The sequence below is a fragment of the Vibrio sp. 1S139 genome, assembly GCF_041439475.1.
Classification (GTDB): Bacteria; Pseudomonadota; Gammaproteobacteria; order Enterobacterales; family Vibrionaceae; genus Vibrio; species Vibrio crassostreae_C.
Map to the genome: position 1 here is coordinate 1 of NZ_JBGOOD010000068.1, position 22589 is coordinate 22589.

General features: G+C 44.3%; 16 protein-coding genes and 1 pseudogene. 3 read left to right on the forward strand and 14 right to left on the reverse strand.

Annotated elements, in window-relative coordinates; translation table 11 throughout:
* Positions 1-153 precede the first annotated feature (153 nt).
* Positions 154-1836: an alkaline phosphatase family protein gene (locus ACED46_RS18245; protein ID WP_017069461.1), complete on the reverse strand. Its 1683-nt coding sequence runs from the start codon at positions 1834-1836 to the stop codon at positions 154-156.
* Between the two features lie 165 nt (positions 1837-2001).
* Positions 2002-2790, reverse strand: coding sequence for an SUMF1/EgtB/PvdO family nonheme iron enzyme (locus tag ACED46_RS18250; RefSeq protein WP_017060470.1), 789 nt, complete (start codon positions 2788-2790; stop codon positions 2002-2004).
* A 137-nt stretch (positions 2791-2927) separates the two neighbouring features.
* On the opposite strand from ACED46_RS18250, the gene ACED46_RS18255 reads away from it, so the two are divergent.
* Entirely contained in the window at positions 2928-4259 is a 1332-nt protein-coding gene (locus ACED46_RS18255; RefSeq protein ID WP_371722100.1) for an anaerobic sulfatase maturase, read from the forward strand.
* Between the two features lie 87 nt (positions 4260-4346).
* Positions 4347-5405: a hypothetical protein gene (locus tag ACED46_RS18260; protein WP_371722101.1), complete on the forward strand. Its 1059-nt coding sequence runs from the start codon at positions 4347-4349 to the stop codon at positions 5403-5405.
* A 147-nt stretch (positions 5406-5552) separates the two neighbouring features.
* Here the strand turns inward: ACED46_RS18260 and ACED46_RS18265 are convergent.
* The 12 genes and pseudogenes from ACED46_RS18265 to ACED46_RS18320 form a co-directional block, all read right to left on the reverse strand.
* A pseudogene (locus tag ACED46_RS18265) lies at positions 5553-5765 on the reverse strand (gamma-glutamyltransferase); the annotation flags it as partial.
* Positions 5755-5937 (reverse strand): gamma-glutamyltransferase, encoded by a 183-nt coding sequence (locus ACED46_RS18270; protein ID WP_029222748.1) that lies wholly within the window; start codon positions 5935-5937, stop codon positions 5755-5757. The gene ACED46_RS18270 and the pseudogene ACED46_RS18265, both read right to left, overlap by 11 nt.
* A gap of 46 nt (positions 5938-5983) precedes the next feature.
* The gene (locus tag ACED46_RS18275; protein ID WP_371722102.1) at positions 5984-7075 is read right to left on the reverse strand and encodes a sulfate ABC transporter permease; all 1092 of its coding nucleotides are present in this window, start codon (positions 7073-7075) and stop codon (positions 5984-5986) included.
* A 1-nt stretch (position 7076) separates the two neighbouring features.
* Entirely contained in the window at positions 7077-7553 is a 477-nt protein-coding gene (locus tag ACED46_RS18280) for a hypothetical protein (RefSeq protein WP_017060466.1), read from the reverse strand.
* Between the two features lie 10 nt (positions 7554-7563).
* Positions 7564-10767, reverse strand: a complete 3204-nt coding sequence (locus ACED46_RS18285; protein WP_371722108.1) for a response regulator — start codon at positions 10765-10767, stop codon at positions 7564-7566.
* Positions 10768-10980: 213 nt separating this feature from the next.
* Positions 10981-11355, reverse strand: coding sequence for a hypothetical protein (locus ACED46_RS18290; protein WP_229648369.1), 375 nt, complete (start codon positions 11353-11355; stop codon positions 10981-10983).
* A gap of 107 nt (positions 11356-11462) precedes the next feature.
* Positions 11463-13601 carry an ATP-binding cassette domain-containing protein gene (locus ACED46_RS18295; protein WP_017064681.1) on the reverse strand — a complete coding sequence of 713 codons (2139 nt, stop codon included), beginning with the start codon at positions 13599-13601 and terminating at the stop codon, positions 11463-11465.
* Complete coding sequence (locus tag ACED46_RS18300) at positions 13598-15184, reverse strand: ABC transporter transmembrane domain-containing protein (protein ID WP_017060462.1); 1587 nt, start codon at positions 15182-15184, stop codon at positions 13598-13600. Before ACED46_RS18300 ends, ACED46_RS18295 begins: the two co-directional genes overlap by 4 nt.
* Positions 15174-16598, reverse strand: a complete 1425-nt coding sequence (locus tag ACED46_RS18305; RefSeq protein WP_371722103.1) for a TolC family protein — start codon at positions 16596-16598, stop codon at positions 15174-15176. The genes ACED46_RS18300 and ACED46_RS18305 overlap by 11 nt, the downstream gene beginning before the upstream one ends.
* Positions 16573-18804, reverse strand: a complete 2232-nt coding sequence (locus ACED46_RS18310) for a response regulator (RefSeq protein ID WP_371722104.1) — start codon at positions 18802-18804, stop codon at positions 16573-16575. Before ACED46_RS18310 ends, ACED46_RS18305 begins: the two co-directional genes overlap by 26 nt.
* 3 nt (positions 18805-18807) lie before the next feature.
* On the reverse strand, positions 18808-20157 hold the full coding sequence (locus ACED46_RS18315) for an HlyD family type I secretion periplasmic adaptor subunit (RefSeq protein WP_371722105.1): 1350 nt from the start codon (positions 20155-20157) through the stop codon (positions 18808-18810).
* A 12-nt stretch (positions 20158-20169) separates the two neighbouring features.
* A complete protein-coding gene (locus ACED46_RS18320) occupies positions 20170-20520 on the reverse strand; it encodes a hypothetical protein (RefSeq protein WP_065584860.1) in 351 nt (116 codons plus the stop codon).
* A gap of 190 nt (positions 20521-20710) precedes the next feature.
* Here ACED46_RS18320 and ACED46_RS18325 point away from each other — a divergent pair.
* The coding region (locus ACED46_RS18325; RefSeq protein WP_371722107.1) for a tandem-95 repeat protein at positions 20711-22589 on the forward strand (1879 nt) is incomplete at its 3' end.

Here is a 22589-nt window from a genome sequence, read left to right on the forward strand (position 1 = left end):
CATATCACTTACTACCGTTTTTGTTTTTAGTTCCCGCTAATCCGCGATGAACCTTATTTGTTTCGACCTAGTGAGTCAGAAACAGATAAACGGCTCTTTTATTGAGTGGGTGCTGGATTCGAAATCTAGCTCACGAAACCTTAGAGATTGAGTCTACTCAGTGATCTCTTGCAGCACTTCTCCGATTGACCCGCTTGGTTGGGTGATACCCAGTTTGTTCGAAAGCGTTGGCGCAATGTCATATGGCGTCACTGGTCGCGATACCTTCTTAGCTTCAACGTCGTAGCCTGCAAAGATCACAGGCACATGAGTGTCGTATTTCCACGGAGAACCATGTGTAGAGGCAATTTGGAGGCCTTCCATGTCGTTAATGTAGCTGCGCGGTGCAAATACTACGTACACGTCGCCAGAACGAGCAGGGTGGTAGTTGTTTTTAATTAGCTGCATCACATGCGTATCCGGTACTCGGTTAGCCGCAATGTCACTACTTGATACAGCAAACGCAACACCTTTCACTTTTGCAATTTCATCCGCAATAGCTTCTTGGACCTTAGCCAGATCAAGCTTCTTCTCAGCGATCAGATCATGATTCAGATAGATGTAAGGTTGTGCGTACAAGCGAATCGCGTCTTTGGTTAAACCAAATTCATCCTTCAATCGTTTCTCAACACCACTCGAGAGTAGTGTGTCTTTATTGAAGTATTGAGCTTGATTGAAACCAAGCGCATTTGCCGCAGGTGAAGATTCAGGTACACCGTGGTCGGCAGACAGCACAATCAATGTGTTTTCTAGCCCGACTTGGTTATCCACGGTTTTGAAAAGCTTAGCGAGAGTCTTATCAAGTCGGATAAGGTTGTCTTCTGTTTCTAGGCTTTCAGGGCCGTAAAGGTGCACCACGTAGTCATTTGATGAGAAACTCACTGACAGATAATCGGTCACGTCGCCTTGGCCAAGCTTCTCTTGCATCAACAAGGTGCTAGCGAAGTTTTCCGTGATTTCGTCACCAGCAGGGCTGACGGTTAGCGTTGTGCTGTAGTACTTGTAACTTGCCGGGCCATAAGGATGAGGGAAGGTGCGTTGGAAGTCACCGAGTTTCACTTTGTGTTCGGTATCGTGTTCTTGCAACGTGTATTTATCACGCGGTAATGAGAGCTCCCATTTCTGTTTGGAATACTGAGCAGCAATCGCTTTCTCGTTCCAGCGTGATACCCAATCTGGATACTCGTCATAGTAATAGTTACTGGTGACAAACTCCGATTGTGCTTTGGAGAACCAGAAGGCTTTACCACTGTGTCCTGCCAATGAGATTGCGCCGCGGTCTTTCACTGATACACCGAATACTTTTGATTTGCCACTATTGGAAATCGTCAGTTCGTCACCAAACGTGGTGGAGAGTATTGGCTCTGGAGAGCGGCCATCGCCTTGTGCTGTCTTCTGCGTTGGGTCGATCTCTGTTGCTTTATCGACACCTGCACCAGAGGTCAGCATTTGGTAGTTACCGTCTTCTACGTTATACACCAAACGTTCTTCGCTACGGTCATACCAAACGTTACCTACCATGCCGTGTACGCTCGGTGGAGCACCTGTTGCAAGCGACACATGGCCCACGATCGTTTCCGTGTTGCCATGTTGGTAGTTTGCGTTGGTGTAGTAGGTACCATCATCCATTAAGTACCGGAAACCGCCTTCACCGAAGTTGTGCTTATATCGTTCGATTAGATCTGCGCGCAGGCCATCTACCGTGATTTGAAGGACTAGATTTGGCTTTTCCTCAGCTGAAGCTGGGAGAGCGCAGAGTAACGCGAGGGTTAGTCCTGAAAGCTTGGTGTATTGCATAGAGTTTCCTTATTCACAGTTGCCGCTGAGTTCTAATGTTTGGTCAGGTTTCCAACGTTTGGCCAGATTTGTAACGTGTGTGCAGTGCGAATCGTATTTTTAGTATTGTTGGTGACGATTAGTGAACCATAACCTTCGGCATCTTTAGTTAGTTCGCTTCGTTAGCTAGTTCACATCCTTAACTAAACGCAGCCCCATATCTGACATAGTGATCGATTGGCTTGCGAAGTCACGACGGTAACTTTCAGATTCATTTTCGTCATAAGCAAAGCTGCCACCGCGAACCGATTTGTGTGATAAACCGACGTCGCTGTGTTTTGCGTTGTTAGGGTTGTCTGTTGGACCGAATCGGTAGAAGGTGTCATCGAAGGCATCGATAACAAACTCGCCCACGTTTCCTGTCATGTCATATAAGCCTAGTTCATTTGGTTTCTTTAGCCCGACTGGATGTGCGCTATTTTTAGAATTTGCTGAGTACCACGCAACATCATCTAAGTTATTGGAACCACTGTAAGTATAGCCTTTACTTTTATTGCCACCTTTGGCTGCAAATTCCCATTCAGCTTCAGTAGGCAGACGGTATTCTTCACCCGTTAATTCATTCAACTGCTCAACAAAATAGTTTGCTTGCTGCCAACTAAGGTTATTGACCGGAACTTGTGGGTTTTGGAAATAACTGAGAGATGAACCCATCACCGATTCGAACAATTCTTGAGTCACCTCGAACTTCGCAATATAGAAACTATCTACAGTTACATTACGTGCAGGACGCTCTGCTTTGGTCGCTTCTGGACCGTTCGACCCCATGGTGAATGTGCCGCCTTCAACCAACACCATCTCTTGGTCAATTTGTTGGGCGATGGGGTGTGTAGGCACGCTTGCACAGCCACTCAGAAGGATAGTCATGGTGACGCTGCTAATTGTTGCTAACTGTTTGTAATTAAGAAATTTCATCACGTGCCTCAGATGTTCGAAATAGGGTCTAATTCTAACGTTTAAGGTCATTCCTATTGGTTATAAAGGGTATAACATGTCACCTGTTCGAATAGGAATTATGATGGGTCCAGAATACTAAAATAGGTAGGTAAATCATGCATATTACTCAAGGTCCACAATATAACGGTAAAGCGTCTAAGCGCTTGCATGTCATGGCTAAGCCGATTGGCGCAGCATGCAACATTGACTGTAAATATTGTTACTACCTAAGTAAGCAAGATTTGTTGGAGTACAAGAAAGGCAGTTCTCCAAGAATGGATGATGAGACGTTAGAAACCTACATCCGACAATACATCGAAGGTCAAAACACGGCAGAAATCATCTTCTCATGGCAGGGCGGTGAACCGACCATGCTAGGCTTGGCGTATTTTGAACGCGTGGTTGAGCTACAGAAAAAGTACCAACCTGAAGGTGTATTGATTTCAAACGACTTACAAACCAATGGTACATTGTTGAATGATGATTGGGCTGAGTTTCTTGCGAAGAACAACTTCCTGATCGGTTTGAGTATTGATGGTCCTGAAATGCTGCACAATGCTTATCGTGTTAACAGAGCTGGCCGTGGCACATTCAAACAAGTGATGGCGGCTGTGGAGCTGCTGCACAAACACCAAGTGAAGTTCGCAACGCTTACCTGTGTGAATAACCTCACCAGTCAAAATGCACTTGAGGTCTATCGCTTCCTACGTGATGTGGTGAAGTCACCGCAAATGCAGTTTATTCCTATCGTTGAACAGAAAACGTTCCGAACGATTGCACCACAAACATCCCAAGTAAGCGAGCAGCTTAAACAAGGCGACAAACGCCTGATCCCCGGCCATAAAGATTCAATCATGGAATCGTGGTGTGTGTCGGACTTGGCTTGGGGTAACTTCTTGATTTCTGTGTTTGACGAGTGGGCCAAGAACGACATCGGCAAGGTGTTTGTTCAGTATTTTGAAGCGAGCGTAGAAACATGGATTGGGCGTCCGAACCCACTGTGTACCTTGAATGAGATATGCGGAAAGGGCTTGGCAATGGAGCCAAATGGCGACGTATTTTCATGCGACCATTATGTTTACCCTGAATACAAGATTGGCAATATTCATCACGAGAAACTTGATGATTTGGCGTACAGCGCACCACAGCAAAAGTTTGGTTTTGCTAAATCCCGTACACTGACCAGTCAATGTCAGCAGTGTGATTACAAGTTCGCTTGTCATGGTGAGTGCCCTAAGAACCGCTTTATCAAAACTCGTGTAGGTGAACCGGGTTTGAACTACTTATGTGCTGGTTGGCACAAGTTCTTTTCTCATGTCGACAAGTCGATGGCTTATATCGCTCGTGCGATGGGGCATCCGGTTGCTCATGGCAAATTCAGTGACTCAGTATTGATGGCGCATCGAGCAAAACAGGCGCAACAAGCTACGTTCGAGACCAAGTTTTAACTCGTTCTTTGGATCAACAGGTCCAAGAAAAATTTAATCAGATACGAGTCTAGGGACAGGCTAAGTTCTCCAGTTTAAGGTAATACTATGATGAAGAAGAGTTTAGCGACGGCTGTTGCTTTATTGATTTCAACGTCCGCATTAATTTCAACGTCTGCGATGGCTGCGAATAGCGTTCAACAAACGGTTGACGCGCCAGCACAAAATATCAATCAAGTGCTTGAAATGACGGACACTCAAACCCGCATTCAACAGTTGTCTTACATGGCACAAGATCAGAATCAATCTGTTGAAAATCGTACTGGTGCACTGCAAGAGCTTGCTTCATATCCAAGCCAAAATGCGCTGGTGGCGGCGGCAAGAGGCTTAAAAGATCAAAACCCTGAAGTTCGTGAAGCGGCGGTTATCGGTTCTGAACCTTACCAACTTGAACATCGCTGGGCGTTAGTTTCACCCTTGCTAAAAGACAGCGATACCATGGTTCGCCATACGGCAACGTCAAACCTAGTCCGTGACTTCAATGCATTGGATGACGAGCAGAAAGCACAAATTGAACCACCAGTCATAGAGCTTATTAGCTTCTTGGAAACGCAAGAATCTGAAAAGTACCAATTACTGTTTGCTGATGTGCTTCGTTGGCACAATGATTGGGATAAGGCGGAAACGGTTTATCTAGAGCTGATCAATACGCATCCAAAAGAAGCGCAAGTTTGGTTGAGCTACGCAGATAATTTTCGAGCTCAGAACAAAGATAAGCAAGCAGTCGAAGTATTAGATCGTGGTTTGGAGAGCGTGCCAAACAACGCCGCTCTGCATTATTCGAAATCGTTGACTCTGGTTCGCCTTGAAGACAAAACTGCGGCAGCCAAAGAGATTGAAGTGGCTGCGAAGCTAGCGAAAGATAACAGCTACTACTGGTACCTAAATGGGGTATTACAAGAAGAGTTGGATATCGACAAGTCGACTAAATCGTTCGAGAAAGCATATTTGATCTCTGGTTCTCCAGAGCAGCTATACGCGGTATGCGATATCTATGTGCGCTACGGAAATGAAAAGACCGATGATTGCTTAGGTGAGCTAGGTAAAGTAGCTCCTGACTATGTTATTGATCAGTTGAAAGATAAACGAGTAGCGCCAAGCTCATAATATCCTAATGAGTAATTAGCGAAGCCTATAATGAAAAGCCAGTCGACACGTTCGACTGGCTTTTTCGCATCCATGAACTGCTTAGACGAGGTTCAAGCAACTAAAGACAAAATAAGGGCAAGCCTGTTACTTGCCCATTTCGTTTTATTATTCACCCATAGAGCTTGATGCACGGCGTCTGTCGGTCGCGCCATAGATCTTGCCATCTTTGACTTCAATGGCATTCAAGCCACTGACGACTGGAATGACATGCACCGGATAACCGAGCTGCATGAACTCTGGTACTAACATTTCGGCGTAGGTTTTCTTTTCGACGAGCAAACCAGTTGGGTCGTAAGGTTTGGTGCGATCAATCTTGGTCTTTGTCTTTTTGGTAAAACAGCGCAAAAGTACCGCCGCCAATCCCAGTCATATCCGGTTCAACCACCGACATTGTCATCTGCATCGCCACCATTGCATCGACTGCATTACCTCCTTGCTTGAGTACCGAATACCCAGTGCTGCTTACATATGGATTCGTTGCACTTACCATAAACTCTTCGCCAGTTTCGTCTGGCGTAATTGGAAAAGGATTTGGGTTAGAAGACGAAACTCAACATGATCGTATAAAGGACGGCATCTTTGTCATCAAAACCAGTAAGTGCATTGAAATTCTCAACAAAGGCACCGTTTGCTTTACGAGCCTCAAAATATTGCACTTCGCCATTGATGGAGACGTTAGGTAACACATCGTAATCCACACCAATTAGGTAGCTGTTTCCTTTTAGGTGTTCGTGAGAATCAAACTCTGCTCCGTAAACGACGTATGGAGTGAATAAATCTAGTCTGTAGCCCAAACTAGCGTACATCGAGGACGAGATGTCACTGATCTGTCCTTCACTTGCAAGCACCGCTTGACCTAATTCATACTCAACACCTAACGACCAAAGTTGAATGTGTTGGTTGTCTTGTTTGCTACTGAATGGAGCTGTTATCGAAGTCCCAGGGATTGTAATCGTGCCAGAAACGGTTTGATCAAAATTGGAGTCGAGGAATGACAAGTTCCAACGATAGTTTTCACCGCTCAATTGAAGATTGGCACCGAACATTCGGTTGGTTTCAAATTCCAGCTCTGTACTCGAATTAAAGTCAACTTTGTTTTTGTCTTTTACACCGAAGAAAGGTGAGAGCAATAGCGTTGCTTTATCACTGACATCATGAGTCCAGCTCACTTTTATACCGTTGAAAGCTGTGTCTCCGAGAACGCTGTTATGCACCTCTGTCGGTGGCCTTGCTGTCATATAGGCTTGGCCCACATAGTAGTACTCAGAGGCAAGGAATAATGGTAGTCGTAATCGACCAATGCTGACATCAAAGTCATTAAATTCATAACCTAAGTAAGCCCACTCTAGCTGCGGCTCACTCCAATCATATTGGGGTGGCTTGACAACTTGCACGGAAGCTTTGAATGAGTTGTAGAAGTAATCGAGTTGAACACCAAATGTGGTATCACAGTCGTAACAGCTCTCATCAGTAAAACCGCGGTTGATGATTAATGGATTATCGTTATCCGATGTTGCCCAAGACGTTGAGCCAAAGCCACTCAAGGATAAATTATCGGTAAGTTCGATATTCGCAAAAGCCGGAGAGGCCATTGAGGCACATAACACTGACGTAATTATTCTTTTCATATTATTTCTCCGAACTTATAACGTAGAGAACGTTGGCATTTTGAGGAACCGAAGAGAGTGGGGAGTAACCAATACGGTTTGGTTTGTCATCAAGCCAGTCGACTAAGCTGTCGGTTGACGCCGTTTTGATTTCTCTTGGATAACGCGCTTTTCCTGAAAAAGATAAACCAGCCCAGTGTGCATTCATTTGAGCGGCATTTTTTCCAAGCAAAAGCTGATAAAAGTCCTCTCTTTCGGCACTGTTCTCAGGCCAATCAGACAGTTCAACACGTTTGCCATTGAGGTGCTTAGTTTTCCCTCTATAGAGCTTTCGCGCTTTGTTTATTGATATCTCTTCAAATCCGGAGTCTAAAGAAAATATGGCATAATCTTCAGCGGCGTGAGCAGGGCTTAGAAAAAGCAAGCTTCCTAATAGCCCTACCGCGACTGGCAACATGACTCTGCGGGGAAGTGTTTTTATTGTTCTAATCCAATCCATGAGGTATCTCCTAACAAGTCGCACTTTCTATTTGATGGAATAGCTTTTCTTTTCTTACGGGCTTCGCTACGTATCCATCCATTCCGGAATCAAAGCACTTTTGAATATCATCATCGATAACACTGGCGGTTAACGCGATAATAGGAGTTTTGCTTAAGCCTTGGTTTTTCTCGTGTTCTCGAATCTCCTTAGTTGCCGTGAAACCGTCCATAACAGGCATCATGCAATCCATCAAAATAATGTCGAAGCTACTGTCGTTCTGGTACATATCAACGGCAATTTGTCCGTTGTCTGCAATTTCAAAGGCATATCCGGCCTTCTTCAGCATGATAGAAGCTACTTTTTGATTGACGCGGTTGTCTTCGACTAGCAAGATTCTCTCTGATTTGCTCGGAATTGCGTTTTGTTCCGCTTCTTCAGGCAAAGTACGTTTGGTCGCAGCCCCGTTGATAATTGGAGTGACAGTTGCAGGTTGTTTCTTAGGTTGAGCTTTATAGGAAGCTGGTAGTGGCATAGCTTCTACCGCGGTGAGTACTTTCTCTTTAAGCATTTCGAACTTGAATGGTTTTGGTACATAGTCATCCATACCAACGTCGAAACACCTCTGAATATCGTCATCGATGACACTGGCGGTCAATGCAATGATAGGGATGCGTCGCGTCGCTTCTGTTTCTTTTTCAATTCTTCGGATGTTGCTTGTTGCATCAAAGCCATCCATAACCGGCATCATGCAGTCCATGAGTATCACCGCGTAATGAGGATTAGCGGTGAACATGTCCACAGCTTCTTGACCATTATTAGCGAACTCGAATTCAAAACCACTTTTACCGACATGAAGACCAGCAATTTTTTGGTTGATCTTGTTGTCTTCAACGATGAGGATTTTGTGTTGGATCTCGACTGATGTCTGGCTTGCTTCCGATAGTTCCGCCAAACCTCGAGTATCACAAAGCTCAATAGCTTTAATTAAACGCAAGCCGAGTAGGGGCTGTGCGACTTGTGCAGTAACGCTGTCACCAAGATCCGCTGGCTCACTTAAGAAGGAGCGTATCAAACAGATAGTGATGCCGTTTTGGTGCAGCTTTTCTAAGTTATCTGCGTGGGTATTAGCTAGGAATGCGTCATCTTCGGCGAAAACAACAGTAATAGGTTTAGTGTGTTTTTGAGTGGAGAGCTGCTCTGTAATTGCCGTTATATCATTCGTTTTATCGGTAACCTTCAAACCATAAAGGTTAAGGTCGGACTCGATTCGCTCGGAGAGCATGTTTTCGTTACCCAGCACATAAATATCAGCCGTTGCTGTACTTGGTTTTGGCAGTATCAAGTCAACAGGCAATACCAAGTCGAAGTAGAAACAGCTTCCTTCACCTTTGACGGAGTCGAGTTGAATTTGACCACCCATCAGCTCTACCAACTGTGTACTGATGGCTAGACCAAGACCAGTACCACCAAATTGACGTGTGGTTGAATCGTCTTCTTGAGCGAACGGTTCAAATATCTGTTTTTGTTGCAGTGAATCGATACCAATACCCGTGTCTCGTACAGCAAATCGAATAGTGGCATTGTTATCTGCTTTGTTGAGCGTTTGAATTGATAATGTGACGCCACCTTCAGCCGTAAACTTCACCGCATTCGACATAAAGTTCATCAAGATCTGTCTTAAACGGTGATCGTCTATAATCATGCGTGCTGGTGTATCTGGGCTGATATCAACGTTAATCGATATTCTTTGTTCTTTCGCTTTTGGTGCCATAATAGAGGCGATGTCGTATATCGACTCTCTAATCGATGCAGAATGCGGGCTGATTAATAGCATGCCAGACTCAATTTTAGAGAAGTCTAAGATATCGTTGATTAAGCTAAGGAGCAGTTGGGATGAAGTTTCGATCGTATCAACATAGTCACGTTGTGTCGGTGTAAGCGGCGTATCTGCTAGGATTTCCGAAATACCAATAACACCATTGAGCGGGGTGCGAATTTCATGAGACATGTTGGCCAAGAAGCTACTTTTTGCTTTGCTGGCTTGTATTGCGTTGTCTTTCGCGTGTTCGGCATCCTCTTTGGCTCTCTCTGCGTCTTCTTTTGCTACCGTCAATCTCTCTTTCGCGAGCTCTCGTTCGATGGTCAATCGTTCAACTTGCTGAGCAAACAGACTGAGTTCATCTTTACCTTGGATTAATTTATCTAAAGAAGGGCGCGTGTCATCATTTTCGCTTTTTAAGAAAGCTAACACCAAATTAAGGTTGTTAGTGACTTGTCTCGCCAAGCTAAGAGTTAAACCCATAACAATCGCTGCCAGCAAAGCGACGATAGAAATAAACAGGGTTCGTTGTATTTGCGCGTCATAGATGGCTTGCTCAACTTCTTGTTGAAACTCTTGCTTGATTACGCCGCCAAGGCTTTGTAATAAGTTGAGCCGTGCGCTCATCGCTTCTAAGCCGACAGACACTTCTTGTGGCGTCAGTTGGCTGATTGTATTTAGGTCGAGTAGCGCGCTTCTTATCTCTTGGCTTTGAGCAAACACATCATTTCGAAACACTTCAACCATCAAAGAAACTTGATGTTCGTTGGCGTTCAATGAAACAAAGCGCTCTAAGAACAATTGCTGTCTTTCACTCAAGGTTTTGATCTGTTCGGCGAGTTCTGGGTCGTACTCTTGGCTGATTTGGAAGATCTCAATCAGTGAACTACCAAGCTTGAACTCTTCGTTCGACCAAAACATCAACCACTCAAGTTGTTGAAGGGCAGTGAGGTGCTGTTGAATTTCACGTTTAGTGTTTTCAAAAGGGACTTTCTCTACTTCAAGTAACAGTTGCTTGTATAAATCGCTCTGCCATTCGAGGGCATCCAATTTATCGTAAGTGTCAGTCACTTGCATCGTCGATAAGGTCGCTTCGCTGAAATCGGCAACAAGTTGATTCATTTCACCAGATGCGTCTAAAAAAATGATGGGAGACAGGTTTTTAAGTTCTGCCTTTACTTGGTTGCTTTGAGTAGCAAACTCTTCAGGGCTAGAGGCTAAGGTACTTCTATACAAAATAGAAATATCTTGAAGATAGACAGATAACTGATTGGTTCGTTCAAAATCGGTTAACTGAGTCGTTAATATATAAGCCTGTCTACCTGCTAGGAAGAGTAATAATGAAATGGGAAGTAGAACTAAGCCAAAGAGTTTATGTTTGACTGAAAGGTTATTCCAAACCGTAATCGCCATATAAGGATCCATCCAACTGTCGTTATATAAAAACAGTAGAATAAAAATGCCGATATGGAAACTTTGAAACGGTAAATTTTACGTAAGTGTAGGAGAGGTATAAGTTCTTGTGATTCCAGAGCTTATTTTGAAATGCGTTCTTTTATTAGTAATTTATAGCGTTTGGCAGTTTGTTTAATTTTATGCTTATTGATGAATCACTTAAAAAGCTTACTAATGAGGACGATTGTTATCGAGGCTTAATTCGAAAAGAAGTTGCTCTAATACGGTTTTTGCAGAGGGTTCTAATGTCCAAATACCGAGCATTCTGTTAAGTGCGGCGCGATACACTCTGTTTTTTAGTAGGAAGGCGAGTGTGCTCGTATCATTGCTGAATACGTGCATTTGTACGATGGTGAGCTCTGCTTTGTTCTCAATGTCTATTTTCTGAAGATTGAAAGCGGGTAGGAAGGCAGACTCATACCAAACCTCAACGATCTCTCGAAGCTCGATTTCTTCTTCAGGCACGTCACAGCCCTGAAATATATGATTCTCAGGAATTGCGGATAAGTAAGCAACATCAAGCTTGTCTGCAACGAATGTGTACATTTGTTTCCTTGTTACCTGTGGTATTGGATCGAATCATCTCTCTCACTTATGATTTTGTCAATTACATCCATCTCGCGAAATGACGAATTGTGAGTAAGCGTTATGATTTAGCTCAAACTGTTTAAGTATTTGTCTGTTAAGCCAAAATATTTCAAATTCCCATCCGGCTCTAACACTAAACTCATGTTTGATGTTGCGATCAAACCAGGGTCGTTAGTCGAAAAAATCACGGTCTTATTCAACAATTTATCGGAGAACAGGCGATTAAAGTATTGAGCGTTTTCTTGCTCTGCACCGTTGAACGGTTCATCAATGATAATCAGAGATTGCTCACAGTTACCTAGGCCAAGTGCCAGACGCAGTTTTTGTTGAATTCCATTCGGAAGACTTTTGCATTTATCCACGCTTAACTGAGTAGCCAAGCCTTCCGGAAGCCATTCATCTAATTCGAAGAAGCTGATCATCTCTTGCATCTTGTCTGTTGGAATCAGTCCGTTGTGTAAAATGAAGTTGGTCTCAAGTGAGCCTTCAAAAATATGCAAATTGAAAGGGATGTAGTTAATCGACGTGCGATAACGGTAGCTATTGAACTGTTTAATGTTGTAACCATCGACAGATACAGCGCCTTGATAGCGGTCTTCTAACCCAGCAATGATTGAAATTAAGGTGGTTTTACCGCAGCCCGTAGGGCCACAAATGACCACTTTGGCACTGGGTGGGATTTTGAACCCCAAGTTAGTTAAACCCGTTGCGGCTCCTGCATATCGGTGACTGACTCCGCTGCCCACAATGCTTCCTTGGAACAGGCGAATAGGTGGGCTTTTTTCTAAGGTCAATTTGTCGTCATTCATCGACATCAGGTTGTTTATCTGTGCTGATGAAGCCTTGATCGATTGGAACTTGGAAATTGAGTTATAGATACCCATGATTGGGCCTAACGCTTTCCAAACCAAAATAACGGTTGCGAGCATGGCACCCGCATCAGAAGTACCTTCCATCACGCCGATTACCGCGGTCACGATACTTGCTGTACCAATCACTTGAATCAAACTGCCACCAGCGGCCTGAATCTTACTGTTAGTCACGGCAACGTTCTCTGCATCGCTGGTGCTTTGCATATGCGATGCACTGAATCGAGATTGAACGACACGAAGTAAAGGCAGGCCTTGGATTGTTTTGATACCACGAAGGATTTCGTTCCATTGATACGAGACCATCGCATTGGCGCGCGAACTTTTGGATGTGGCTTGCGAGTAGATATAGCGAGAGTAAATACAGAACACTAACATCAGGATTAAACCACCCATCACCACTAATGCCGCTGTACCAGACATCAGAGCAATGGCGATGATAAATACGATCACAAACGGCATATCAAAATAGCTGAGCGTCGATTCGGCAGTCACCAAGCGTCGGAAGGTATCGATATCTTTCAAACGTGCTAGCTGAGAAGAGACCCCAGCAGTAGATGTCATCGCATAGGGTAGCCAAAGCAATTTAGATATAACGGCTTGCGAGATGTGCACGGCGAGGTCTTTACCGGAGGTCGCAATAATGTTGACGCGCATTTTCTTAAAAAAGTATTCAGAGAAGCCGACAATAATGGCGAATAAGGTTAGCCAATAGAGTGTGGCTTCGGAGCTCGAAGTCAGTGCGAAGTTATATACACTCATAATAAAGAATGGCTGCAATGCACCGAGAATACTGATGACGAAGCTGAGAATGATCAGGCTTTTAAGTTCATTGTTATAACGATAGAAAGCGTATTTAATCCAATTGCTTCTGTCTTGCGATTCCGGAGGTGGCTCGCGGAACAGACGAGAATATTCGCTAATCGCAATCAGCAAACAGGGCTTTTTGCACATTGGGTATTCAATGGTGTTGTTGTTCGTGTAATCAAACAGCAGCAACTTTCCATCTTTGGTGCCTAAGAAAATCGCACTTAGATTCTCTATTTCAATAAAGCATGGCTGAGGGTGTTTATCTATATTCTCGAGTGTCTTTAATTTGGTCACATCACAGCGATACCCAAGACGCTCTATGGTTGCTGTAAAGCTGTCGCTGTCTTTGTGTTTCGGAATAAAAGCATCGCTGAGTATCGCGGGTGTGCCTTCCCATTCGAGTGCTATCAAGGTGTAGGCCAAACCGCGGATAAGTGGCGATTGACTGTAACGTTCGTCGTATCCGCTGGATTCAAAATCCAAGACACGTTGCGGTACATTATTGAAGTCGACTAAGATACTCATTGGTCACCTCCGGTAAGTTTTACGCGTTTGAGGCGATGGTTAAGCTTGTCCATTTTATTACTGGCGATGATCAAGATTTTGTCGTTGGCTCGATAAGCCGTACTGGTGAGAACCATTCGTGCAAATTCCTCATCAAACACACAGTCGATGTCATCAAATATCAATACGCGCTTACTGGCGAGCAGGGCGCGAACTAATAATAGGGCGTAGCCAACTTGGCGTGAGAATGGGTTACGCATATGGCCTTTGAGTTCTGTATAAAAACCGGCAGGAAGCCCATCAATTTGAGCTTTGATGTTCATGGTTTCACACAGTGCAAACGCCGTGTTATTCAAGCTTGGGCGGAAACAGGTGAGGTTATCGATAATCGTCCCTTCTACGAACGAACTGGTCTTATCAACCATCAGAACACTGTTACGCCAAACGTTGTAATTGACGTCATCCAAAGGCGTGTCGTTAATCATGATATCTAGTTTGCTATCACTGTTCTGACGCGTAATACAGTTAGCGAGGTGGGTCTTACCTGAACCACTTTTCCCTGTCAGCAAATAGGCTTGTCCGAGTTCGAACTCGATACGCTGCTTTTCAGAATACTTAACCGAGATACGTTCTACTTCTGTTGTTTCATGTTGGTGTTCAACAGAGGCGGCCAATTCAAGGAGGTCAACGATACGCTGAATATGGAGTTTGTTTAACTCCCAACGGCTCGCGGTGCGCATCACTTGTTGGTAAGGCGCAAAATAACGGTTGGTTAGCATGATGATCGCGGCCATGATGCCTTGGCTAGATTCCATATTGATAACGGCCGTTGCCAGTACCACAACAACACAAGCTATAGAAAGCTGTTGGATGAGCGCCAATATTAGGCTGAAGTTAGATTCAATCTGCTCATATTTGATGTTCTCAACTTCGCGCTCTTCGACCATTTGTGTCATCAGGCTTTCAACGCGGTATTCCATATTTCGAGCTTTGATATCAAGCGGGCTAGAGATGATCTCAATGATTTTGGAGGTAGTTAACCCTTCGATGTCTGACTTATTCTGCAAACTACCAATCTTTTGTTTGGAAAGGCTCCACGCAAAAATAGCCAAGATGACAGAGGCAATCAGAAGGGTAATGCCAGCCCATATGTTGATGAGTCCTATGATGAGGATAGTGATCACGCTGACGGCAAGGTTGATAAGCGCTCGAACCGATTCGCCACCAAAGAAGGTTTTCAATTCAGGAATGGTTGAGATTCGTTCTAGGTATTCGCCTGGCTCCAAACGTCGGAACTTAGAGATTTCCGCCAAACAGATGGATTGAAATACCTTATTGGTTAAGTTGGTCTCAAACTGCCTCATGATGACAGAGGAAATCTTCTCTTCCTGATTTTTTAAGTGATAGTCGAGGAAGATAGAAATCAAGATAATCGCGAACAATAAGAACAGAGTATCTTGTGCTTGGTTGGGTAACACTCGGTCAAAAATGATCAGAATGGAGAAGGGCAGTACCAAACCAAACAGGGTCGATATTATCGTTGAGAAAGTCAGATAACACTTATCTGCCATGTTGATCTTTTGCGAAAACTGCTCAGTTTGCATTGCGACCTCCTTTCCTCAACGACTCCGTTGAGAGAAGATGTTTAGGCACCAAATCTTGATTGTCTCGTCCCTCAATATCGCTCATTAATTGCATCACGCTTTCGATAGATTGAATTGAGAGTATTCCCTTAATTTGCTCAAGCTTGATGGTCTCGATGATGTAGTCGTATCGTGCGCTTTCGTAGTCTCTTAAGGCGCTGAATAGTTTACTTTCCGCCGCCAGCAAGTCGGTGATAGTACGCGTGCCCAATTGGTAGGCTCTTTGGATCCCTTTATAAGACGCGTAGTTGGCGCGAATGATGTTTTCGTAACTGCTTATAGACTGCGAGAAATCGTTAATGTTGAGCACGGAGGTATTCACACTGTTACGTGTGGTGTAAAGCGAATCTTGGTAAAGCAGCTCAGTACGTTCGATGGCCGTCGATGATTTTTGATAGCCGTAGTAATCAGAGCCACCAGACAAGATAGGAACTGCTAGGTTTAACCCAACACTGGTTGAGTTACTTTCGCCTGTCGCTGTAATGTCGGTTTTGTCGAAGTTATTGGCGTCATCGTGTCGATAGCTGGCTGAAAGCGATACGGTCGGTAAGAAGTTCGAACCGCTCTCTTTTAAGCTTCTGCGGCTTCTCTCTACGGTTTTCTTTGCTATCAATAAATCGTTATTCAGCTTTAACGCCTGATCCATGATCGTGCGTTGTTCTGTTTCGTTGATCTCTTTTAAAGGCACGCTTTCGTATATGTCTTGCGACGGAGTAATAGGGTATTGAATTTGAATAGAGAGCCCGTTGAGAATGACGCGACGATCTTTCTGCAAGGTTCTTAATCGGTTCGACACACCCTCTTTCTGAGCTATTACTTCGTACAGCTCACTAGCGGCTGTATTGCCGAGCTCCACATTGCGTCGCATCTGATGTTCACGCGTCTCAGACGATTTAAGTTCGACCTTAGTCGCTTTTATCTGTGCGTTGTTTTTCAAATACTCAAAGTACTGTGAGCCAATTTCAGAGATGGTGCTTTGGATTTTGTTCTCGTGTTTAATCTCTTCGATATTGAAGTCGAGCTTTGCTGTCCCATATTTGAAAATGTCACCAAGGTTGAATATGGATTGCGATAACGAAAGGCTGTAGCTGTTTGAGTTATAGCTAGAGGTTTCATCGGGTACGCTCGATAGCAAGGTTTCATTCTCGTTCCATGTGGTATCGGCAGCACCATTGAGTGAAGGCAGAAACTTAGAGCGACTGATACCAATGTTGTACTCGTTTTCTTCCACGCCCTTATCACTAGCGCGAAGAGACAGGCTGTTTTGCAGGCCGAGCTCTACCGCTTCAAGCAGGGTAGTCGCCGATGCTGAAGGTGTCGTGCTTAATACAAGCGCAGCCATGATGCTGCTAGTTAAGTTTTTGTACCGCCACATACTTGTTGATCACCTTGATGATTTGGTCGCTTTTATAAGGTTTGCTGATCACGTAATCCATTCCGGCCTCAATACAAGCCTGGTGTTCGTTACTGCTGGTCAATGCGGTTGCACCTATGATGGTACAAGGGTTTTTCTCGTTTTCTTGTTCGAATTGGCGAATACGTTTTGTTGCTTCGATGCCGCCCATCCCCGGCATGATGCAATCCATGAAGATGATGTCAGAGCGCTTATTCATGAAGTGCTTCACAGCATCGGCGCCATCGCCAACCATGTCGGGTTCGTATTCTTGCTTGGTCAAGATTCGTTTCAGTAAAATCTGCTGAACTCGGTCATCCTCTACGATCAGGAATGAGCTGTTCTCCATCTGTTCTTCCGATGCTTCCGCTTCCATAATGGTGAGTAGGTTTGGAATGAACTCATAAGGGATAGCAGGGGCGTTGATGATTTTGTCGACGAAGCTATGACACTCTTGTGCTTGCTGAGTGTTGGTCACTGACAACAGTAACTTGGTATTTGGGTGGTTCTTAAGCTGAGATTTCACAGTCTTACTTAGTGAGGGCAGTTTGTTGGGTTCAAAGGTATCGGTGAGCATAATCGCATCGTAATCACCGAACGTTTTCGCCGCTGAGAAAAGCTCATTTGCAGTGCGAATCTCGGTGATATCAAGCCCCAAGTTACTGAGCATTTTCTTCATCACATCGATGCGAACTTGAGTATTAGCACACAAGAGTAAACGCTTGCCATCAAAGCGAGTTTTCTCTGTGTGGAAGTTCTTAGCCTTAAGATCAAGCTCGATCTGAAAACGTTCCTGAGCCCCTGACTGGAACCAGTGGCTCTCGTAATATCCGTAATCCTTCAGAACGCTTTTCGCTAAGTCATCTGTGCTGGCTGTATGGTCTTTGTGTGCGCTCCAATGGAGTTTGTTGAGCTTGGCAACAGAAACATCCAGTGTTGATAAGAAGTTGAGGTTGATGGTGACACGGGTATTTTCCATGTCTGAAGCCGCACCCGATTCAATCGTTACAAACAGTTTCTTATTTGATTTGAGTTGAATGGCATTGGAAAGCTGCAGGAACAATATCCAGAACAAGCTGGTGGATTGACCTTCTACACGATTGGGTAAGTTGTCAGAGATAAAACAGTCAAGTTGGCTTTCATTACGTTGTACTTTGGCACTGATATGAATCATTAATTCAGATAACACACTCAGTAAAGAGAACTCTTTCGACTTGCTTTCCGTACCCTGTGATATCAAGCGATTATAGTTTTCTGCTAATTCAGATAGTGTGCTACACGCAGAGGTAATATCGTTCGCCATCAACACGCCGTTTTCATTGGTTTCTTGAACCAGATATTGGACGCCACCGTTGATGGTGTTTGTAATTCCGCGAATCTCATAACCGATCAGCGCATACAACTGTTTGTAGAGATCGTTATTGCGCTTTTGGTCTTCTAATTTACTGAAAATAAGTTTGAGATGAGAGTAAATCTGACGCTGCTTGGGGTTGATGCTAACTTCATTAAGAAGCTCTTCAAGACGTTGTAAATCTAGCTGCTTCAGCTCTTGATACAGGGCATCGAATTCATAGTCGATTTCGCGTTCGTTAGAACTGGATTTCTTTAGCTTCAACATAGCAACTGAGTTGGATAGAATCGTAATCACAGCCAATATCACGACCACCATAAACAACCAGATAAAGAACTCGTTTTTTTCTGACATTAAGTCATTTGCATGGTTGTTAAACATGGTGCGATAGTTGTCGTCCATCTGCAGATAGTTATTGGTCAATGAAAGGTACAAGCCTAATACGTCGTTACGTGTTTTTGCGCTATCGGAGAAACGATTAATCGCCAATTCCAGTTGTGTGTATTCAGTTGCCCCAACCAAGCTGAACTCGGTTTTGTTCAACGAGGCTAAAGAGCGAAATTCATCAATTTCAAGCTTCAAGTTAACCAGGTTGAATTGGTTAGTGCCGCAAGTGTTGGTACTTAAACACTGTTGCAGAGTTTGAATATCTTGTTCTATGGTCTGATTAAGCTTCTGGGCTTGTATGAGCAGTGGGGCGCTTTGCACTTGTGCGACTGAATCTATTTTTGACCAAGAACAGTATAAATAGAAAGCGAGCGCAGCCAATACCACGCTAAATAGTATGCTTAGACGTAGGGCGGGTATGGAAATATTGTACGAAGGTTTACCGCTCATTGATTATCTCTCATCGAAAGCATCCTCGATGGCTGACATCACCGGTTTCGCAGCGTATTCGATCACGCGACGCGAGCCTGTTTTCACATCAGCGGTAAACTCCATGTAAGGTGATAACTTGTATTGAGTGCCTCCTCGTTCAAGAAAGTTTCGGTCAATTTCAATCTCAGCTAAATAGAATTCAGCGTCTTCTTCTTCGTATGATGAACGGCTGATTGAGGCGATGGTTCCCTCAACAAACCCGTATTTTGCAAAGTTATAGGTATCCATTTTTACTTTCACTGCCTGACCAATTTCGACAAATCCCATGTCTTTACGTGGGATCTTCGCTTCACCGTGTAACGAATTATTTATTGGGGCAATATCGGCGATACTTTCTCCTGGCGGAATCACAGCAGAACGGAAATTGAAGTGAAGTTTATCGACCACACCATCGACTGGCGAGTAGACGACTAGGCGATCAACCTTGTCGGAATGCTGCGGTTGTAAGATTCGCTTTAGCTTGAGGTCTTTGTTCGCTTGAATGATTTGTGCTTGGTACTCAGAGTTTCGATTCTCAACCAAGTCACGGTGTTGCTTTTCCAGTTTGTCGAGTTGGAAACGCTCATTCATCACTGATTCGTCAAGGTTCTCAATCTCACGCACCATATTCGACTCTTGTACTTTCATGTTAAGAACGTCGACATAAGACGCCATCTCTTCTTTATAGAGGGTGTTTTTGATGTTGAGCTGCTTACGTATCAGAGAGAGTTGATTCTCTGAACTTTTGCGACGCTTTAACATTGAACTGATCAACGAGTTCTTGTGCTTAATATCGTGTGTAATGAGTTCTTCATTTGAGCGGTTTTTAGAGAATTCTTGTCTCCAGGTATTCATGTTGACCTGAACTTGCTCAGGGTATTTCTCAATGAAAGCGTCGAAGTTAGGCTCTATCATGTCGCGTAAGCTTTCATAACGAATCTTATCGAGCTCTATCTGAATAATTTCAGTATTGACGGTGTCAAGTTGAGTGTTACGGTCAAGTGAGCGTATTCGAGCGATAGGTTGGCCCTCATAAACGATTTCCCCTTTTCTGACTAACAATTCTTCTAATATCCCGCCTTCTAAATGTTGAACTTTCTCAACATCCGATTCCAATAGCAGTTCTCCACGTAGAGAAACAACAATGTCAATACGTGCTTGTGACGCCACGGCGATAGCGACCAAAGCGAGCAAGAATATAATGAGCAACGTTTTGTGAACGCTGGTCATGGCACTAGCAAGCACAATAGTGTCATCAGCTGTGACCTTAGAAGCCTCGTTATTGGAAACAAGTGCTTTTCTGAGGTGATGTTCTATTTGGTTATTGCTCATGACTGACCTCGGTTACTTGCCATCTATTACTTCCTTAATATCCAACAAGTGGTTGATTTGTCGATTGACGTTGTGCAATTCAGTTTTTACATCCTCTATTAGATCTTCCGGCGCAGGAAACTCGTGTCTACTCAAGTGTTCCAATTTGGCCATTTTTGGCGGAAGGTCTTGGTCGCAAAGCAACGTTAAGATGGTCTTCAATCGTTTTGAGTAACTGTTGAGTTCATCAAAACGATTACCTTTATGAAGCGCTTCTATATTTAGGGCTGCGTCAGAAAAGTCATTGTAAAAGTCGCCTAATAGCAATTGCAGCCCTTTGTGGTTGTTGTCGACCGAGCGCAACAAATTCGTCATGTCTATCATCGCTCCACTCCCTTAATTGCTTTAATCACAATAACTAAGGATCTTTAAAGGCAGTTTTCAAATTTTTTTTGATTCTTTCTCTTTAAAAAGAAATTATGAAAAATGTTGTATAAAAAATTGGTTTTTCAAAATGATGTCCTTTAATGCCTCTATAAATACGATCAGTTAGCTAGTAGCAACGGAGGCTGTAATGGCAGGCGAAAATAACCAAAATAACCAAAATGAAGATCTAAATGACGCGGTAGAACAAACGGACACGAACGACGCGGGTACGCCCTCCCAACAGCAGAATCAACAAAATCAACAAAACACGATTGCGTCGACAATAGCGACGGGTGCTGAAAATGCGGATGCGGCAGACGAAGTTAACCAGGCTTTAGACGAAAATCCGAGTGGTGCAGGTAATGCTGAAGATGCCTCTGCTTCTGGTGCGGCTGTGCAAGAAGAGACGCCAGAAAGTGATGGAGATTCAGACGCTGCACAATCCAATGTAGTTGGTGGAGCCGCTTCTGAAGCTGGCTCGGATAACGCTGCTGGCAGTGGTGGCGGTGCTGGAGCGGGCGCACAAGCTGTAGGTGGTGATATCGCAGAGGCTGCGACAGGTGGTGTAGACGCTGAAGGTAATGAAGAACAAGGCCAAGCTGCGCGTACTTCAGCAGCGCCGAGTGCGACATCTTCAGAGTCGGGTGACCAACAAGTTGGTGATGAGCTAGATTCACAAACAGTAGAAGAGACGTTTGCAGTTGATGTTCAAGCTTCTGACGAAGAGACCATTAGCGAAGTAGAGGATGACTTTGATTCTGAAACGGTAAGCGAAACGTTTAAAATCAAAGTGGAAAGTGAAAATGATGCGCCAGAAGCTGAACAAGATCTGGCTTACATCATGGATGAAGATGGCTCCATAACATTCACTCAAGAACAATTACTCGAATACGCAAGTGATGTAGATGGGGACGAGCTTGTTGCTTCTAACGTTCAAGTTGGTGATGATGCAACAGTTCAAGACAATGGTGATGGTACTTTCACCGTTGTTCCTTCAGCTGATTTTAATGGTGAACTTGACCTTACTTTCGACATCAGTGACGGCCAAGAAACGATTAGCAGCGCAATTGATTTAACGGTACGCCCGATTAATGACGCGCCTGTTCCTGAAGATAAAACGTTTGAAATCGAGGAAGACGGAACTCTTGTATTCACCGACGCTGACCTCCTTTCTGGTGCGACAGACATTGAAGGTGACAACCTAACGGTTGAAGGTGTGACCTACGATGGTGGCGACGGTATCCTGACCGACAACGGCAACGGGACTTACACCTTTGCGCCAAACGAAAACTTCAATGGCGACGTAAACTTCGGCTTCGATGTATCAGACGGCACCGATACGGTCTCTGCCAACATCGATGTGAGTGTAACTGCCGTTGATGATGCACCTGTGTCAGGCGATTTAGCGTACTCAATCGACGAAGATGGTTCGATTCGTTTAAGCCAAGAGCAATTACTATCGCAAGCGTCAGATGTTGAAGGCGATGACCTGACAGCTAGCGACCTTACGGTTGGTGGAGATGCAACGGTTGTAGCTAATGATGACGGCAGCTTCACGATTACGCCAGATGAGAACTTCAATGGCGACATCGATATCAGCTTCGATATCTCAGATGGTACTAATACCGTTCAAGCTTCAGCAGACCTGACGGTTAACCCAGTAAATGATTTACCTGTTCCACAAGACCAACAATTCAGTGTTGAAGAAGACGGCACGTTAATCTTCACTGATGCAGACCTATTAACAGGCGCAACGGACATTGAAGGTGACAACCTTACTATTGAAAGTGTGACCTACGACGGTGGCGACGGTATTCTTACCGACAACGGTAATGGCACATACACCTTTGCGCCGAATGAAAACTTCAATGGCGACGTAAACTTCGGCTTCGATGTGTCAGACGGCACCGATACGGTGTCAGCAAACATCGACGTAAGCGTAACAGCGGTTGATGATGCGCCTGTGTCTGGCGACCTAGCGTACTCAATCGACGAAGATGGTTCGATTCGTCTAAGCCAAGAGCAGC

Coding starts and splice junctions, on each gene's coding strand:
- ACED46_RS18245 (WP_017069461.1), bottom strand. CDS start 1,836: ATGCAATACACCAAGCTTTCAGGACTAACCCTCGCGTTACTCTGCGCT.
- ACED46_RS18250 (WP_017060470.1), bottom strand. CDS start 2,790: ATGAAATTTCTTAATTACAAACAGTTAGCAACAATTAGCAGCGTCACC.
- ACED46_RS18255 (WP_371722100.1), top strand. CDS start 2,928: ATGCATATTACTCAAGGTCCACAATATAACGGTAAAGCGTCTAAGCGC.
- ACED46_RS18260 (WP_371722101.1), top strand. CDS start 4,347: ATGATGAAGAAGAGTTTAGCGACGGCTGTTGCTTTATTGATTTCAACG.
- ACED46_RS18270 (WP_029222748.1), bottom strand. CDS start 5,937: ATGGTAAGTGCAACGAATCCATATGTAAGCAGCACTGGGTATTCGGTA.
- ACED46_RS18275 (WP_371722102.1), bottom strand. CDS start 7,075: ATGAAAAGAATAATTACGTCAGTGTTATGTGCCTCAATGGCCTCTCCG.
- ACED46_RS18280 (WP_017060466.1), bottom strand. CDS start 7,553: ATGGATTGGATTAGAACAATAAAAACACTTCCCCGCAGAGTCATGTTG.
- ACED46_RS18285 (WP_371722108.1), bottom strand. CDS start 10,767: ATGGCGATTACGGTTTGGAATAACCTTTCAGTCAAACATAAACTCTTT.
- ACED46_RS18290 (WP_229648369.1), bottom strand. CDS start 11,355: ATGTACACATTCGTTGCAGACAAGCTTGATGTTGCTTACTTATCCGCA.
- ACED46_RS18295 (WP_017064681.1), bottom strand. CDS start 13,601: ATGAGTATCTTAGTCGACTTCAATAATGTACCGCAACGTGTCTTGGAT.
- ACED46_RS18300 (WP_017060462.1), bottom strand. CDS start 15,184: ATGCAAACTGAGCAGTTTTCGCAAAAGATCAACATGGCAGATAAGTGT.
- ACED46_RS18305 (WP_371722103.1), bottom strand. CDS start 16,598: ATGTGGCGGTACAAAAACTTAACTAGCAGCATCATGGCTGCGCTTGTA.
- ACED46_RS18310 (WP_371722104.1), bottom strand. CDS start 18,804: ATGAGCGGTAAACCTTCGTACAATATTTCCATACCCGCCCTACGTCTA.
- ACED46_RS18315 (WP_371722105.1), bottom strand. CDS start 20,157: ATGAGCAATAACCAAATAGAACATCACCTCAGAAAAGCACTTGTTTCC.
- ACED46_RS18320 (WP_065584860.1), bottom strand. CDS start 20,520: ATGATAGACATGACGAATTTGTTGCGCTCGGTCGACAACAACCACAAA.